The sequence below is a fragment of the Streptomyces minutiscleroticus genome, from assembly GCF_014650875.1.
GTDB classification, from domain to species: Bacteria; Actinomycetota; Actinomycetes; order Streptomycetales; family Streptomycetaceae; genus Streptomyces; species Streptomyces minutiscleroticus.
The window spans coordinates 1-15,141 of record NZ_BMVU01000011.1 but is presented as its reverse complement, the minus strand read 5'-3'; the positions used below and the strand labels follow the sequence as shown (position 1 = coordinate 15,141).

The 15,141-nt window shown below is 75.4% G+C and carries 14 protein-coding genes; 9 read left to right on the top strand and 5 right to left on the bottom strand.

The annotated features are described in order from the left end of the window. The first annotated feature begins 26 nt into the window (after window positions 1–26). The gene (locus tag IE271_RS14060) at window positions 27–620 is read left to right on the top strand and encodes a hydrolase (RefSeq protein ID WP_190190620.1); all 594 of its coding nucleotides are present in this window, start codon (window positions 27–29) and stop codon (window positions 618–620) included. Window positions 621–740: 120 nt separating this feature from the next. Here IE271_RS14060 and IE271_RS14055 read toward each other — a convergent pair whose 3' ends face one another. From IE271_RS14055 to IE271_RS14040, 4 genes are all read right to left on the bottom strand, one after another. Further along, window positions 741–1,709: an aldo/keto reductase gene (locus tag IE271_RS14055; RefSeq protein WP_190190619.1), complete on the bottom strand. Its 969-nt coding sequence runs from the start codon at window positions 1,707–1,709 to the stop codon at window positions 741–743. Window positions 1,710–1,974: 265 nt separating this feature from the next. Then, window positions 1,975–2,811: a DUF1206 domain-containing protein gene (locus tag IE271_RS14050; RefSeq protein ID WP_190190618.1), complete on the bottom strand. Its 837-nt coding sequence runs from the start codon at window positions 2,809–2,811 to the stop codon at window positions 1,975–1,977. A 65-nt stretch (window positions 2,812–2,876) separates the two neighbouring features. After that, window positions 2,877–5,222: a glycoside hydrolase family 65 protein gene (locus IE271_RS14045; RefSeq protein WP_190190617.1), complete on the bottom strand. Its 2,346-nt coding sequence runs from the start codon at window positions 5,220–5,222 to the stop codon at window positions 2,877–2,879. After that, entirely contained in the window at window positions 5,219–5,968 is a 750-nt protein-coding gene (locus IE271_RS14040) for an HAD family hydrolase (protein WP_190190616.1), read from the bottom strand. Before IE271_RS14040 ends, IE271_RS14045 begins: the two co-directional genes overlap by 4 nt. A 211-nt stretch (window positions 5,969–6,179) precedes the next feature. Between IE271_RS14040 and IE271_RS14035 the strand changes: the two genes are divergently transcribed. From IE271_RS14035 to IE271_RS14010, 6 genes are all read left to right on the top strand, one after another. Further along, window positions 6,180–6,749: an antibiotic biosynthesis monooxygenase gene (locus IE271_RS14035; RefSeq protein WP_190190615.1), complete on the top strand. Its 570-nt coding sequence runs from the start codon at window positions 6,180–6,182 to the stop codon at window positions 6,747–6,749. A 229-nt stretch (window positions 6,750–6,978) separates the two neighbouring features. Continuing rightward, on the top strand, window positions 6,979–9,984 hold the full coding sequence (locus IE271_RS14030; RefSeq protein WP_229919321.1) for a SpoIIE family protein phosphatase: 3,006 nt from the start codon (window positions 6,979–6,981) through the stop codon (window positions 9,982–9,984). A gap of 582 nt (window positions 9,985–10,566) precedes the next feature. After that, on the top strand, window positions 10,567–11,808 hold the full coding sequence (locus IE271_RS14025; protein ID WP_229919320.1) for a hypothetical protein: 1,242 nt from the start codon (window positions 10,567–10,569) through the stop codon (window positions 11,806–11,808). Between the two features lie 298 nt (window positions 11,809–12,106). After that, window positions 12,107–12,271 (top strand): hypothetical protein, encoded by a 165-nt coding sequence (locus IE271_RS14020; protein ID WP_190190613.1) that lies wholly within the window; start codon window positions 12,107–12,109, stop codon window positions 12,269–12,271. A 2-nt stretch (window positions 12,272–12,273) separates the two neighbouring features. Further along, window positions 12,274–12,546 carry a DUF4190 domain-containing protein gene (locus IE271_RS14015; RefSeq protein ID WP_190190612.1) on the top strand — a complete coding sequence of 91 codons (273 nt, stop codon included), beginning with the start codon at window positions 12,274–12,276 and terminating at the stop codon, window positions 12,544–12,546. A gap of 101 nt (window positions 12,547–12,647) precedes the next feature. After that, on the top strand, window positions 12,648–12,998 hold the full coding sequence (locus tag IE271_RS14010) for a hypothetical protein (protein WP_190190611.1): 351 nt from the start codon (window positions 12,648–12,650) through the stop codon (window positions 12,996–12,998). A gap of 113 nt (window positions 12,999–13,111) precedes the next feature. On the opposite strand, the gene IE271_RS14005 is transcribed toward IE271_RS14010, so the two are convergent. Continuing rightward, a complete protein-coding gene (locus tag IE271_RS14005) occupies window positions 13,112–13,708 on the bottom strand; it encodes a pep a2 (protein ID WP_229919319.1) in 597 nt (198 codons plus the stop codon). 310 nt (window positions 13,709–14,018) lie between these two features. Here IE271_RS14005 and IE271_RS43955 point away from each other — a divergent pair, with 310 nt between their 5' ends. Next, window positions 14,019–14,408 (top strand): DUF5133 domain-containing protein, encoded by a 390-nt coding sequence (locus IE271_RS43955; RefSeq protein ID WP_190190610.1) that lies wholly within the window; start codon window positions 14,019–14,021, stop codon window positions 14,406–14,408. Window positions 14,409–14,480: 72 nt separating this feature from the next. Further along, window positions 14,481–15,141, top strand: a 661-nt coding sequence (locus tag IE271_RS13995; protein ID WP_190190609.1) for a maltotransferase domain-containing protein, incomplete at its 3' end; no start/stop codon positions are given.

Genomic DNA, 15,141 nt, shown 5'->3' with positions numbered 1-15,141 from the left:
CCACCGCACGAAAGGCAGCAGCCGCCATGGCACTCACCGCACTCGACACCCGCACCGCGCTCGTCCTCGTCGACCTGCAGAAGGGCATCCTCGGCGCGCCCGGCGCCCCGATCCCCTCCCGGGACGTGCTGGCCCGCTCGGTCGAGCTGGCCGACGCCTTCCGGGCCCGGAACCTGCCCGTCGTCCTGGTCCGGGTGACGTTCGCGCCCGACGGCGCCGACGCCGTGTCCACCCGCACCGACGCCTCCCGGCGGGCCGGAGCGGGCGCCGCGCGCCCGGCCGGCTGGGACGAGATCGTCCCCGAGCTGTCCGGCCACCCGGAGGACATCGTCGTCACCAAGCGCAACTGGGGCGCCTTCTACGGCACCGACCTCGACCTCCAGCTGCGCCGGCGCGGCGTCACCCAGATCGTGCTGGGCGGCATCGCCACCGCCATCGGCGTGGAGTCCACCGCCCGCTCCGCCCAGGAGCACGGCTACCACCTCACCCTGGTCACCGACGCGATGACCGACCTCGACGCGGACGCCCACCGCAACAGCGTCGAGCGGATCTTCCCGAAGATGGGCGAGTGCGGCACCACCGCCGAGGTCCTGGAGCTGCTCGCGAAGACCCACGGCTGACACCGGGCGGAGGCGGAGCGTCCCCGGACGCTCCGCCCCGGTGCCCCCGGCCCCGCTCCCGCCCCGGTCTCCGGGGCGGGAGCGGGGCCGGACCGTCTTCCGGCGAGTGCCCGCGGGCGCTCAGTGGCCCTTGATCCCCCGCGGCGTGTACGGCCGCTCCAGCTGCTCGATCTCCTCGTCGGTGAGCTCCAGGTCGACGGCGGCGACCGCGTCGTCCAGGTGCCGGGGCCTGGTGGCGCCGACGATGGGCGCGCTCACCGTGTCCTGGTGCAGCAGCCAGGCCAGGGCCACCTGGGCGCGCGGCACGCCGCGCTCGGCCGCGATCCGGGTCACGGCCTCGACGATCTCGCGGTCGCCCTCCTGGTAGAGCGTCTTGCCGAACTCGTCGGTCTCGCTGCGGGCGCTGGTCGCGTCCCAGTCGCGGGCGAGGCGGCCGCGGGCCAGCGGGCTCCACGGCAGCACGCCGACGCCCTGGTCGGCGCAGAGCGGCAGCATCTCCCGCTCCTCCTCGCGGTAGAGCAGGTTGTAGTGGTTCTGCATCGAGACGAAGCGCGTCCAGCCGTGCGCCTGCGCCGTGTACTGGGCCTTGGAGAACTGCCAGGCGTACATCGAACTGGCGCCGATGTAGCGCGCCTTGCCCGCCTTGACCACGTCGTGGAGGGCCTCCATGGTCTCCTCGACCGGTGTGGCGGGGTCCCAGCGGTGGATCTGGTAGAGGTCGACGTAGTCGGTGCCGAGGCGCCGCAGGCTGTTGTCGATCTCGGTCATGATCGCCTTGCGGGACAGGCCCGCGCCGTTGGGGCCGGGGCGCATCCGGCCGTGGACCTTGGTGGCGAGGACGACGTCCTCGCGGCGGGCGAAGTCGGCCAGGGCCCTGCCGACGATCTCCTCGCTGGTGCCGTCGGAGTAGACGTTCGCCGTGTCGAAGAAGGTGATGCCCGCGTCGAGCGCCTGCTTGACGAAGGGGCGCGCGGCCTCCTCGTCGAGGGTCCACTCGTGGGGTCCCCGGTCGGGAACGCCGTAGCTCATGCAGCCCAGACAGATCCGGGAGACGTCCAGACCCGTCGAACCGAGCTTCACGTACTGCATCGTCGCTGCTCCTGCCTTCGCATACCTGCGCATGGGTGCGGTGGGGCGATCGGGACCGCCCCCGTACGCGACTCTGCCACTCCCGGCGGATCACCGCGCGGCGCCCTTCGTCCCGTCTACCCCGGTCACCCGCCCCGGCACACCCGCCCCCTCCGCCCCGAAGGACCCTTCCCCGGCGTGGGAAAGGGCCCGGGCGGGACGGTCGTGGCCGTCCCGCCCGGGCCCCACGGTCCCCGCCGCCGTGCCCGGAGGGTGCGGTGGGCCCTCACACCTTGCGCCACCTGGCCATCGCGAACGAGAACACGCCGAACAGGACCAGGCCCACCGCGACCACCACCAGCAGCCAGGGCCCCAGCGGCGTCCCGGCGAGGGAGCGCAGGGTGTCGTCCAGCCCCTTGGCCCGGTCGGGTCGGTAGTCCACCGCCGCGCGGACCGCGAACACGCCCGCCACCGCGAAGACCAGCCCGCGGGCCACGCCGCCCGCCACCCCGGTCACGTCGACGACCCGGCGCGCCCGCCGCGACATGGCGGTGAGCTTCATCTTCTTGTGGAACGCGCGCGTGGCGGCCCGGTAGCCGATCCACAGGCCCGCGATCGCGACGCCGACGCCGGCCGCGCCCACCAGCCACTGCCCGGCCGGCAGCTCCAGGACCCGCGCCGTCACGTCCTTCGACTGCTGGTCGCTGGAGTTGCTGCCGCCGCCCTCGCCCGCGGCGAAGGTCAGCACGGAGTAGGCCATGAAGCCGTAGAAGACGCAGCGCACCGCCGACAGCAGCCGCTTCTTGGCGCTGCGGCCGTCCTCGCCGACCGCGCCGAAGGCGACCTCGGACAGCCGCCACAGCGCCATGCCGACCAGGCCGATGCCCAGGGCCCACAGCAGGACCGCCCCGAAGGGCTGCTCGCTGATCTCGGCCAGGGCCCCGCCCCGGTCGGCCTCGTGCTCACCGTCGCCGAAGGCGATCTGCAGCGCCAGCAGACCCACCAGCAGGTAGATCACTCCGCGCGCGGTGAACCCCGCCCGCGCCGCGTACTCGACCGCCGGGCCCCGGGCCGCCCTGCGCACCTGCGCCCCACCGCTTCTCGTCACCGCACTCGCCTTCATATCCGCCTCCCGGACGCCGGATTCCCCCGCTTGCGCACGGCACACGTGGACGGTGCGGCTCCGCGTCAGCCCCGGGCGTTCGGCCTGCGGTGCGGCGGCTGGTCCGGGGTCTGGCGCGGCCCGGTCCGGGGCACCTCGCGGCTGCGGGGCTCGCCGGCGGCCAGGGCGAGCGGCTCGCCGTAGTGGCGGACGGTCAGCGGCTCCCCGGACAGCAGCGTGTACGTGACGGCGGTCGCGCGCAGCTCCACGCGCAGGCAGCGGCCCCGCACCCGCAGGCAGAAGGCGAGCCGGCGCAGCTTCTCCGGCAGCCGGGGCGTGAACTCCAGCCCCTCGCCGGTCTGCCGCATCCCGCCGAAGCCCGCGACCAGCGCGGTCCACGTCCCGGCCAGGGAGGCGATGTGCAGTCCGTCGCGGGTGTTGTCCTCCAGGTCCTCCAGGTCCATCAGGGCCGCCTCGACGAGGTAGTCGTAGGCGAGGTTGAGATGGCCGGTGCGGGCGGCGACCACGGCCTGGGCGCACGCCGACAGCGAGGAGTCGCGCACGGTGAGCGGCTCGTAGTAGGCGAAGTCGCGCTCCATGTGCTCCTCGTCGAAGAAGCCGGAGCACGTGTACAGGGCCAGCACCAGGTCGGCCTGTTTCACCACCTGCTTGCGGTAGAGGTCGAAGTAGGGGAAGTGCAGCAGCAGCGGGTACTGGTCGGGGCGCGTGGCGGCGAAGTCCCAGCGCTGGAGGCGGGTGAAGCCCGCGTGCTGCTCGTGCACGCCCAGCTCCTTGTTGTACGGGACGTGCATGGCCTCGGCCGCGTCCCGCCAGCCGGCGCTCTCCTCCTCGTCGACGCCCAGCTCGGCGGCCCGGTCGCGGTGGCGCTCGGCGGCGTCCGCGGCGGCCAGCAGGTTCGCCCGGGCCATCAGGTTGGTGTACGTGTTGTCGTTGGCGATCGCGCTGTACTCGTCGGGGCCGGTCACCCCGTCGATGTGGAACGCGCCGTGGGAGTCGTGGTGTCCCAGCGACCGCCACAGCCGGGCCGTCTCCGCCAGCAGCTCCACGCCGGTGTCCCGCTCGAAGCCGGTGTCGCCGGTCGCGGCGCAGTAGCGCACCACGGCGTCGGCGATGCCGGCGTTGACGTGGAAGGCGGCGGTGCCCGCGGGCCAGTACGCCGACCCCTCCTTGCCCTCGATGGTGCGCCAGGGGAACGCGGCGCCCGCCAGGCCCAGTTGCGCGGCCCGCTCCCGCGCGGCCGGCAGCGTCGCCTGCCGCCAGCGCAGCGCCTCGGCGACCGCGTCGGGCGCGGTGTACGTCAGCAGCGGCAGGACGAACATCTCCGTGTCCCAGAAGGCGTGGCCGTCGTAGCCCGAGCCGGTCAGGCCCTTGGCCGGGATGGCGCGCCGCTCCGCCCTGGCCCCGGCCTGCAGCACGTGGAACAGCGCGAAGCGGACCGCCTGCTGGATCTGCTCGTCGCCGTCGACCTCGACGTCCGCGCGCGCCCAGAAGTCGTCCAGGTACTCCCTCTGCTCGTCGACGAGCCCCTGCCAGCCGACGCTCGCGGCGGCCGCGAGCGCGGCCTCCACCTGGTCGCCGACGGCGGGCAGCGACCGCACGCCCGACCAGCCGTGGGCGACGGACTTCTCCACCCGCAGCCGCTCGCCGGGCCGCAGCAGCGAGGTGACGGTGAACCGGGCGACGTCGTCGCCGCTCTCGCTGCTCGTCCGGGTCGGCTCGGGACCGTCGACGACGTGGTCGGCGGCCACGCCGACGCGCAGGCCGCTGGTGCGGGTGCGGTGCACCAGGCGCAGCCGCGGCCCCTGCGCGTGATGCTCCTCGGCGGCGAGCGGCGACTGGAGCACGGCGGCCGTGCGCGGGTCGCCGGAGGCCGTCGGCAGCTGCTCGTTGGCCACCAGCTCCGACTGCACGACGACGCGGACCGGGGCGTCCACGGCCTCCACCTCGTAGGCGACGGCGGCGATCGCCCGCTGGGTGAAGGAGACCAGGCGCGTGGAGCGCACGCGGACGGTGCGGCCGGCCGGGGACACCCACTCGCAGCTGCGCCGCAGCACGCCCGCGCGCAGGTCGAGGACGCGCTCGTGGCGCAGTACCCGCCCGTAGCGCAGGTCGAAGGGCTCGTCGTCCACGAGCAGCCGGATGATCTTGCCGTTGGTGACGTCGATGACGGTCTGCCCGGACTCCGGGTAGCCGTAGCCCGCCTCGGCGTAGGGCAGCGGGTGGGTCTCGTACACGCCGTTGAGGTAGGAGCCGGGCAGGCCGTGCGGCTCGCCCTCGTCGAGGTTGCCGCGCCAGCCGACGTGGCCGTTGGACAGGGCGAAGACCGACTCGCTCTGCGGCAGGAGGCCGGTGTCCAGCTCGTGCTCGCGCAGCGTCCAGGGCTCCACGGCGTACGAGGTGTGGGTGATCACGCCCGGTCTCCTCCGTCCAGCAGCTCCGCGAGGTCCTTCACGACCCGGTCGGCGCCGTGCTCGCGCAGCGCGTCCGCCTGGCCGACGCGGTCCACGCCGACGACGTACCCGAAGTGCCCCGCCCGTCCGGCGTCCATCCCGGCCAGCGCGTCCTCGAAGACCGCGGAGTGCGCCGCCGTCAGGTCCAGGTCCCGCGCCGCCGCCAGGAAGGTGTCGGGCCTCGGTTTGCCCGGCAGCCCGCGCCCGGCGGCCACGACGCCGTCGATCCGGACGTCGAAGAGGTGCTCGGCGTCGACGGAGCGCAGGATGTCGCGGCAGTTGGTGCTGGACGACACCACGGCCGTGCGCAGCCCCGCGGCGCGCACGGCCGCCACGTAGCGCAGCGTCCCGTCGTACGCCTCGACGCCGCCGCTGCGGATCCTCTCCAGGAGCAGCTCGTTCTTGCGGTTGCCCAGGCCCTGGACGGTCTGCCGGTCCGGCGGGTCGTCGGGGCCGCCCTCGGGCAGTTCGACGCCGCGCGAGGCGAGGAAGGAGCGCACCCCGTCGGCGCGCGGCAGTCCGTCCACGTACGCGTCGTAGTCGCCGACCGGGTCGAACGGCCGGAAGTCCGGCCCCTCCCTGCGGCGCAGGAACTCGTCGAAGGCCTCCTTCCAGGCGGCCGCGTGCACCACGGCCGTCTTGGTGATCACCCCGTCGAGGTCGAAGAGACAGGCCTGGATGTGGTCGGGGAGTCCGAGCTTCGTCATGCGGGACACCTTCCCCGAGGGGCCGGGGGGCAGTGGGTGGCGAGCGCCACAGGCCGCACCGCCGCCCGCCCGCCGCACGCGCCCGCCCGGCTCCTCACGTCGTCGTCCCTCCAGTGTCGGCGCCCACCCGGCGCCCGCGCGAACCGGTGCGGGGCGAATCGGTGCCGCCCGAGGGGCATGTTCGGCCCCGGACAAGGCACACGTGAGGGACATGAGCACCAGGAACACCTCCCGGGCCGAACCGATCACCAGCGTGTTCACCTGGCGCGTGCGCCCCGGCAGGGAGGACGAGTTCGAGGAGTGGACCCGCGGGATCACCGACTGCGTCCGCCGCTTCCCCGGGAACGAGGGCGTGTCCTGGCTGCGCCCGGAGGAGGGGCACCGCTACCACGCGGTGCTCCGCTTCAGCGACTCCCGGCGGCTGGAGGACTGGCTGAACTCCCCCGAGCGGGCCGAGTGGCACGCGCGGATCGAGGGCGTCGCCTCGGAGGCCGGCCGGGAGCGGCAGTCGACGACCGGCATGGAGAGCTGGTTCAGCCTGCCCGGCACCACCGTGCAGCCGCCGCCGCGCTGGAAGATGGTGCTCACCACGTTCCTCGGCGTCTACCCGATGGCCCTGCTCGTCCAGTGGCTGGTGGCCCCCGTGACGGCCGCCTGGCCGCTGCCGCTGCGGGCGGCGACGTTCCCCCTCGTCCTGGTGCCCGTGCTGACGTACCTGATCATGCCGGGGCTGAGCCGGCTGCTGCGGCAGTGGCTCTACCGGGCGCACAGGCCGCACTGACGGCCGGTGGGCCGCCGCCGCGGCCCGTCCCGCTCCGGTGTCTCACCCCGGCGGCCGAACCGCCGCCGATTTTCCCCGCACGCGGGCCTCGTGCTCCCCGCCCGGCGGGGAGTAGCGTCCGCTCGCACACCCCGGGGGCGGGTCCGGACCGTCCGGGTGCGGGCCCGGGGCGAAGGGGCGCATTCTTGCTGTGTCATCCAGCTGGTGACGCGCGGACGAGGACACACCCATGACAGCGAGCGCGGAGCGCGAGGACCGGGCGGCGGACCGGCTGGCCACGGCGCTGACCGAGGCCGTGGCGGACGCGATCCGCGCGGCGGACGGCTACGCGGCGGGCGTGTACATGCGGTCGGGCAGCCCCGAGGAACTGCGCCTCGCCGTCCTCGCCGGGCTGCCCGGGCCGCTGTTCCGGCCGTGGTGGCGGCTGCACGTGGACCGGCCCTTCCCCGTGGCCGACGCCTACCGGCTCGGCATGGAGATCCTGCTGGCCGACCCCGAGGAGAGCACGCGCCGCTATCCACAGCTCGTGGCCGGCCTGCCGTTCCGGTTCGGCTCGCTGTACGTCCCGGTGGCGGCGGGCACCGAGGTCTTCGGCGTGCTGACGGTGCTGCGGCCGGAGTTCTGCGGGACCGTGGAGGCGCTGCCGGACCGCGACCGGCTGTCGGCGGCCGCCGGGCGCCTGGGCACGGCCCTGCGGGAGCTCGCCACGGCGTACGGGGACCGCGCGCTCCTGTGGGACGACGAGCCGCTGTGCCTGCGCCCGCCGTCCGTCGGCCCCGCCCCGGCCCGGATCGGGCGGTTCACGTGGGACCCCGCGGGCGGCCGGATCACCGGCGACGACACCCTGTGGGAGCTGCTCGGCACCCCGCCCGGGCGGTTCGCCGGGACCCCGGAGTCCCTGGCCTCGGCGGTGGCGCCGGACGACGCGCACCAGCTCCTGTCGGCCCTGCGCCGTGCGTCCGCGGGCCACCCGCCGCGCCACCCCCTGCGGGTGCGCGCCGGGGACGGCACGCTGCGCCTGGTGGAGCTGCGGAACCCCGGGGAGCCCCCGGAGGGGGACGCAGGCGCACCGTCCGAGGCCGGCGGCACGGCACCCGGCGGCGACGCACCGCCCGGGAGCGGTGCGCCGTCCGGCGACAGCACGACGGCGGGCAGCGGCACGGCACCCGGCCACGGCGCGGCGCCCGGCCGTGGTGCGGCGGCTGACGGCGGCACAGCGTCCGGCGGTGGTACGGCGGTCAACGGCAGCGCGGTGGCGGGCCGCGGCGCGCCGGAAGACGGTGGTGCGCCGGAAGGCGGCGGCGCGGTCCACGGCGACGTCCGTTCCGCCGCCTCCGGCGCGCCGTCCGTCTGCGCCCTCGCCGCGGCCGACTCCCCCGCCGTGCCGGGGACCGCGGGTGCGCGGCCCGCCGCCTCCGGCGCCGGGGAGCCCGTTCCCGGTGCGCACGCCTCCCGCGCCCGGCCCGGGGAGCCGGACGCGGACGCGGCTCCGCCGCGGACCGTGTGCGGTCTGGTCGTCGACCCCGGGCCCGACCCCGGGGCCGACGCGGTCGCGGACCCGCTGCCGGAGGGCGTGTTCACGCTGGACCGCCTGGGGCTCGTCACGTACGCCAACGCCTGCGCCGTCGAACTGCTCGGCCGGGACCGCGCGGAGCTGCTGGGACGGCCGCTGTGGCAGGCCGTGCCCTGGCTGGACCGGCCCGCGTACGAGGACCATCTGCGCGGTGCGCTGCTGTCCCCCGACCCGGCGCACTTCCAGGTGCGTCGCCCGCCGGGCGACGGCGCGCAGCCGGCGCCCAGGAGCCACGAGGGCGACTGGCTCAATCTCTCCATCTACCCCGGAAAGGACACTCTGACCTGCAAGGTCGTCCCCGTGGGCCATGTCGTGGACAGCCCGGAGGCGGATCCGGCCGCCACCGCGCCGGGCCCGGCCGGCGCGGAGTGGGCGACCCGGGGGACGGCTGCGGCCCGGGACACCGCGGCCGACGTCGCGTCGCTGGCGTCCCTCTACCGCCCGGTGGTCCTCGCGGTCGCGCTGACCGACGCCATGACGGCGCATCAGGTCTCGGCGGTGGTGATGCGGGAGCTGCTGCCGGCGTTCGGCGGGCGGCGGCTGGCGATCTACCTGCTCCAGGAGCGCCGTCTGCACCTGGCCTGGGAGACCGGCTTCCCCAAGGGGTTCCTCGCCCCCTTCGAGGGCGTGGAGCTCGACGCGCGGCTGCCCGGCGTCGAGACGCTGACCACCGGCCGCCCGCTGTTCTTCGAGTCGATGGACCAGCTGGCCGCCGCGTACCCGGGCATGCCCCTGGACGCCGAGGTGGGCGCGCGGGCGTTCCTGCCGCTGATCGCGTCGGGCCGGCCGGTGGGCTCCTGCATCCTCGGCTTCGACACCCCGCACCGGTTCGGCACCGAGGAGCGCACGGTGCTGACGGCGCTCGCCGGGCTGATCGCCCAGGCCCTGGAGCGGGCGCGGCGCTACGACACCGAGGCCGCCCTGGCCCGCGGACTGCAGGAGGCGCTGCTGCCGCACCGCCTGTCGACGCATCCGCGGGTGGTGACGGCCGGCCGGTACCTGCCGGGCACGCAGGGCATGGACGTGGGCGGCGACTGGTACGACGTGATCGAGACCGGCGACGGACTGGCCCTCGTCATCGGGGACGTCCAGGGGCACGGTGTGCAGGCGGCGGCGACCATGGGTCAGCTGCGCAGCGCCGTAAGGGCGTTCGCGCTCGGCGACCGCACACCGGACAAGGTGCTGTGCGGCACCAACCAGCTGCTCATCGACCTGGACCCGGGGCAGTTCGCCAGCTGTCTCTACGTCCGCCTCGACCCCGGCACGGGACGGGCCCTCGCGGCGCGGGCCGGACACCCGCAGCCGCTGCTGCGTCACCCCGACGGACGCACCCAGGTGTTGGACCTGCCCGGCGGCGTGGTGCTCGGTGTCGACCCCGGCGCGCGCTATCCGGTGACGGAGTTCCGGCTGGCGCCCGACGCCGTCCTCGCGCTCTACACGGACGGGTTCGTCGAGCGGCCCGGCGTCGACATCGACGAGGGCGTCGAGGCCTTCCGTACCGCGCTGTCGCAGGTCGGAGCGGTGCATCCGCAGCCGGGCAGGTCCTCACTCGCGCGCGCGGCGGACCTGCTCACGGAGGAGGCGCGGCAGGCCGAGGACCGGCCGGACGACATGGCGCTGCTGCTGACCACGCGCCGTCCCGCCGTGGACGGCGGGGAGTGAGACGGCGTCACGGCCGAGTGGCGGAGTGCGGGGGAGCCGCCTAGAAAGGTCGAACCATGCCGTGGTGCGCGACGGGGGCGCACCACGGCCGACCCTTTCGCATGGAGCCGGACTATGACAACCCGCTTCTCTCCCGACCCGGACCGAGCCCGTATAGCCTCCGAGAACGCGACGGAGACAGGCCGACCGCTGTCCCAGACGCCCCCGGCCTCCACCTCCCTGCCCCCTCGCCCCGTGAACCCGCCCGCGACGGGCGCACCCGTCATGTCCGCGCCCACGCCGCCCCCTCCCAGCACACCGCCGGGGGTCGGGCGCGCACCGGAGACGGGGTACGAGCCGGCCGGGAACCAGGCGCCGGACGGCGCGTTCGAGCCTCCGGGCGGCGCGTACCGACGACCCGACCCCACCTTCGGCCGGGTGGAGGACCCGTCGCCGCAGCGGCCGCCGGCAGCGGCGGCCGGAGGGACGTCCCCCCGGACGTCCTCCCAGGCGTCCTCCCAGGCCGGGCCGTCCGCGCCCACGGCGACGGGCTGCGGCTACGGGCCGCGGTCCGCGACGTCCACGATGCCGGTGGCGTCCCCCGTGGCGTCCCCGGCGGCGGACAGGACGGGCGGCGCGGCCCGTGACCGAGGTACGACCCGTACCCCGGACGGGCCCCGCGCCGCGGGCGCACGGCGCGCGGCGGGCGACTCCGCCGTCTCCCCCGGCACCGCCGGGACCGCCAAGACCGCCGGAGCGGCCAGGACCACCGGTACCGGTCCGGGCCCGCGCCCCGGGGGCGTGCCGGAGCACGCGGGCGGCGACGGCCCGGCCGCGTACACCGCCCCGGTCGCCGGCCTGGTGCACACCGCCGTCGCCGACCGTCCCCTGGAAGAGGTCATCCAGCTCATCACCCTGCTGGAACAGTCGCCGGAGTACGAGCGCGCCACGGTGGACGCGCTGCGTGCGGTCGGCCTGGACCGCTCGGTGGAGGACGTGACCCGGCTGGTCGCCATGCTGACCCGGCCGCCGCGGAGTCCCGACAGCGCCGACGAGACGATCCGCGCGGCGGCCGAGTGCCGTCCCATCGAGGACGTCACCCAGCTGATGGCGCTGCTGCACAAGGCGCAGCTGGAGCCGCACTGCGCACAGGAGGCGGTGCGCGCCGCCGCCACCAGCAGGCCCGTCGAGGACCTCGTGCAGCTGATCGGCCGCATGTCCTACGACGAGGACCTGCGCCGGCAGCTGCTGCAGTCGGCGACCGGGCGGCCCGCGGACGTGCCGCAGGCGTCGCAGCCGGCCCACGCGGGCGGCGGCGCGCCGGGCGGGGAGGCACGGCGCGGGACCGGCGACCGGGCGGAGCGCGACCGGCGTCCCGCGCGCCGCGCCCGCGACGGGCGCGGCGAGCGGGCGGCGGGCGCCAAGGCCGCCCCGGCCTGGCCGCGGTGGATCGCGTCGGTGCTGCTGGTGCTGTGCGGCGCGGCCCACTTCCCGCTGCACCGGGACGGCGCGTCGCTCAGCGCCTACGGCTTCGCCGTCGGCGTGTCGGTCCTGTGCGTCCTGCTCGCGGCCGACCTGTTCGTCCGCGGCACGCTGCCGGTCCTCGTCGTGAGCCTCCTGGTGCCGACCGCCCTGGTCGCCGCCCGGCTCGCCCACGACCGGATCGGCTCCCCCGGGCTCGCCAAGGCCCTGGGCATCGGGCTCGCACCCGGCTGGGCGGCGGGCCTTGCGGCCGCGCTCGCCGTGGTCGCGGTCCTGGTGGCGCTGCTCGGGCTGGTCTCCCTCGAGCGGTTCGGCCGGCGTCCCGGCCCCCGGCCCCTGGTGGCCGACCAGCCGGCGGACTGAGCCGCCCCGAGGCGGCGGCCCCTCCGGGGTCCGTACCGCACCCGCGGCCGGCCGGGCACCTCGTGCCCGGCCGGCCGTTCCGCGTTCCCGCACACCCGCTCACCCGCTCACCCGCTCACCCGCAACGCTCTTGGCCGGTCCGGGCGCACCGGTCGTCCCCGCGACGCCCACCGGATCGTCACGTGCGGCGCCTGTGGACGCAGGCGTGACTTCGGCGCCGCGGGAAACACGGATGCCCATGTGCTCGCAACGGCGGATACCACCCCTGTACGCGTCCGCGGACGATCGGAGGTAGTCGGTGCTCTTCCTTGTCGTGGCCCTCGTCCTGCTGGCCGTCCTCGTCGGATCGGCCGCCTACGTCCCCCTGCCCGTGACCCTCGTGGCCGGCGCGGCCATCCTCGCGTGGCTCGCGGTGTTCACCGTGCGCGAGCGGCGCCGGCGCCGGACGAGGGGGGCGGCCTGACCATGCGGCTGACCGCGCCACCGAACCGGAACACGGGCCGGCGGGACACGGAGGGCATGGCGGTGGCCTCCTTCGTGCTCGGGCTCGTCGGACTGCTCGTCCTCAACCTGGTCCTCGGCCCCGTCGCCATCGCGCTGGCCGTGATCTCGCTGCGCCGGGGCACGCCCCGCCCGTTCCGCGCCAGGCTCGGCCTGTTCCTCGGCATCGCGGACCTGGCCGTCCTGGCGGTCCTCATGGCGGTGAACGGCGGCGCGGCCTGGAACGCCTTCGGATGAGGCGGGAGACGGCGGGGAACGGCGGGACGCCGCCACGTCCCGCACACATCTTCCGCACCCGGACGGCACCACCGGTGCCGACCTGCGTCTAGGCTCCGCTCATGGAACAGACGGAGATCATCCTGCGTGCCATCGGCGTTCTGACGGAGACCAACGCCATGGTCCGCCGGATCAGCGAGGACGACAGCGCCATCGATCCCAGCGAGTCCCAGCTCGGTCAGCTCGTGACGGAGGTGTTCCCCACCGTCGAGGTGCCCGCCGACGCGGGCCCGGCGGAGGCGGGCCAGGCCGTCGCGGACGCCTACATGCCCGCCACGATCTCGCTCGTCGGCGCCTTCGCCTTCCTCTTCTCCGAACTCGCCGACCTGCACGACGCCGGGCGGACCGACGTCTCGTCGGCCGACCTCCTCCAGGACCTCGCCCTGCGCATGTCCCGGGCCGTCGACGAGTAGCCGGCCCGCGTACCGGCCGGGGGATCGCCGGGCCCCGTTGCACGTGCTCCGGGCCGTGTCCGCGTCGGCGGGTACGGCCCGGGCCTGTCTCCTCCGGTGTGCGCAGCGGTGCGTCACACCTCCGTCGCCGGGTGGACCGGTGTTCCGCGCGGGGGCCGCCCGCCGGCCGGCGCCACCGCCCGCGCGGCCGCCGCGGGCACGAGCGGGTCCGTGCCGCCGCCGCAGCCGCCCCGGCCGGTGCCGACGAGCGCCGGCACCAGGGTCTCGCGCGGTGCACGGCGGGCCTCCCGCAGGCTCGGCGCGGGCGTGGGCGGGACCAGCGGGGCGCGTTCGGCGGCGATCGCGCGCCGCGAGAACCAGATGATCTTTCCACCCTTGCCGGTGGCGCAGCAGCCCCAGCCGTCGCTCACCGCGGCGATCTGCGCCAGGCAGCCGCGCGGCGCGGAGTGCGGGCGGATGTCCCCGTCGTTGTCGGACACCCCTGTGATGAGGTGCTGCCCGTTCCACCACATCTCGATCGTCGTGTTCTTGTCCGTGGCGTGTTCGTCGATCGTGCGGAGCAGGGCTTCGACGCAGTGGCAGACGGACTCGACGAGCACGTCCAGTTTCCAGTAGCGCAGATGGGCGGCCAGAATCCGCCCGACCTGTCCGACCCGTTCCCGGCCGACCTCCACGTCGAGGTGGTAGTAGCAGGGCGCAGCAGTCTTCATCGTGGTTGGCTCCTCACCGGCGAAGCTCTCGCTCCTCCTCGCCCTCACGGGCCGGGCCCCGAACACGAAGCGCGAGCACCGATCGCTTCTGAGTCACTCCCAGCGTGGGAGCGGTACTCCGAACGCGCAACACGAGCAGCTCGGCACCGCCGCCGTCACTCTGTTGAACTCCCAACAGGACGCATCGTGATGTTGCATGCACCATGAGTGAAGGCGCTCACCGTGCATCGGTCGGCGCCTTCCCGCGCACGGCTTGCCACACACCATCCCGGTGACCCCGTGCGCAATCGAGAGAAAGGTGACCAGCGACATGCTGCAGCCTGCCAAGGACGAGGTCGCCAGACATCTGGAGCGGTACCGGGCCTGGGAACGCCTGCTGCTCGCGACGCCCGCGGACCACTCGGTGCGAGGCAAGTTCGAGGACGCGGGTTACACCTTGTGCGTGCTGATGGGCCAGCGGTGCGCGCGGGAGGCCGTCCACGCCGCCGAGCACTATCTGCGCGACGCGGCCGCTCCCCTGCTGGAGCGCTCGGGCAAGGGCGGAGGCCAGGAACGCGCCACGCACGCCTTCGGCGCCTCCGCGCTCGGCACCGCGGGACTCGGCACGGCGGCGGCCGGTCTCGACGGGACCGCGACCGACCGGGCGCCGGTCCTGTCCGACGGGCGCCAGGTGTCGATGACCGGCGCCGCGACCACGTAACCACATCAGCGCCGGGCGAGCACACGGACCGCTTCGCGGACCGCGCCCGGCGACCAGGCGGAGGTGAAGCGCATGAACCGAAACCCGGCCGTCGGCCGCGTCCCCGTCGTGGACGTCCGTCCGGTCGTCGAGTGCGGCAGACGCCCGGCGAAGGCGGTGACCGGCGAGACGTTCGAGGTCACCGCCACCGTTTTCGGCGAGGGCCACGGTGCCGTCGCCGCGAACGTGGTGCTGCGGGACCCGGAGGGCCGTACGGGCCCGTGGACGCCGATGCGAGAGCTGGCCCCGGGCAGCGACCGCTGGGGCGCCCGGGTCACCCCGGGTGCCCCGGGCGACTGGACCTACACGGTTGAGGCGTGGAGCGACCCGGTCACCACCTGGCGGCGGCACGCCCGCATCAAGGTCCCGGCCGGCATCGACACCGAGGTGATCCTGGAGGAGGGTGCGCTGCTGTACGAGCGTGCCGCGGCCGGGATGCCGCGGGGCGCGGGCCGGACGGCGGTGCTGGCCGCCGCGGCGGCCCTGCGCGACGAGGCCCGTCCGCTGGCCTCCCGGCTGGCCGGCGCCCTGACGCCGGACGTGGACGCCGCCCTCGCGGCGCACCCGCTGCGGGAGCTGGTGACCTCCTCCGAGCCACTGCCGCTGCTGGTGGAGCGCGAGCGGGCGCTGTTCGGCTCCTGGTACGAGTTCTTCCCGCGCTCGGAGGGCGCGGTGGTCGAACCCGGGAAGCCGC